This is a genomic window from Pseudomonas sp. FH1, from assembly GCF_000510895.2.
In the GTDB taxonomy this organism is placed as follows: Bacteria; Pseudomonadota; Gammaproteobacteria; order Pseudomonadales; family Pseudomonadaceae; genus Aquipseudomonas; species Aquipseudomonas azotoformans_A.
In genome coordinates, this window is sequence record NZ_AOHM01000143.1 from 1 (window position 1) to 1,024 (window position 1,024).

Sequence of the window (1,024 nt, forward strand, 5' to 3'; positions counted from 1 at the left end):
ATCAATCCCAGCTCAGCGCGCCGCCAGTCTGGTACTCGATCACACGGGTTTCGAAGAAGTTTTTCTCTTTCTTCAAGTCCATGATCTCGCTCATCCACGGGAACGGGTTGGTGGTGCCTGGATACTCTTCCTTCAAGCCAATCTGCGACAGGCGACGGTTAGCGATGAACTTGAGGTAGTCCTCCATCATCGCCGCGTTCATCCCCAGCACGCCACGCGGCATGGTATCGCGCGCATATTCGATCTCCAGCTGAGTCCCTTGCAGGATCATCTGGGTCGCTTCTTCCTTCATCTCGGCATCCCACAGGTGTGGGTTTTCGATTTTGATCTGGTTGATCACGTCGATACCGAAGTTCAGGTGCATCGACTCGTCACGCAGGATGTACTGGAACTGCTCGGCGACGCCGGTCATTTTGTTGCGACGGCCCATGGACAGGATCTGGGTGAAGCCGCAGTAGAAGAAGATGCCTTCCAGCACGCAGTAGTAGGCGACCAGGTTACGCAGCAGCTCTTTGTCGGTCTCGACGGTGCCGGTTTCGAACTTCGGATCGGAGATCGAACGGGTGTATTTCAGGCCCCAGGCGGCTTTTTTCGCGACCGATGGGATCTCGTGGTACATGTTGAAGATCTCGCCTTCATCCATGGCCAACGATTCGATGCAGTATTGGTAGGCGTGGGTGTGGATCGCTTCTTCGAAGGCCTGGCGCAGGATGTACTGGCGGCACTCCGGGTTGGTGATCAGGCGGTACACGGCTAGCACCAGGTTGTTGGCCACCAGGGAGTCGGCGGTGGAGAAAAAGCCCAGGTTGCGCATGACGATACGACGCTCGTCGTCGGTCAGGCCTTCGGGGTTTTTCCACAGGGCGATGTCGGCGGTCATGTTGACCTCTTGCGGCATCCAGTGGTTGGCGCAGCCGTCGAGGTACTTCTGCCAGGCCCAGTCGTACTTGAAGGGTACGAGTTGGTTGAGGTCGGCACGGCAGTTGATCATGCGTTTTTCGTCAACGGCGACGCGGGCGGCGGA

General features: G+C 57.5%; 1 protein-coding gene. It reads right to left on the bottom strand.

Translation table 11 applies throughout. The features are described 5' to 3' along the window. Position 1 precedes the first annotated feature (1 nt). Positions 2 to 1,024 (bottom strand): ribonucleotide-diphosphate reductase subunit beta (locus H096_RS31820; protein WP_033903196.1); only part of this gene is annotated, 1,023 nt, incomplete at its 5' end.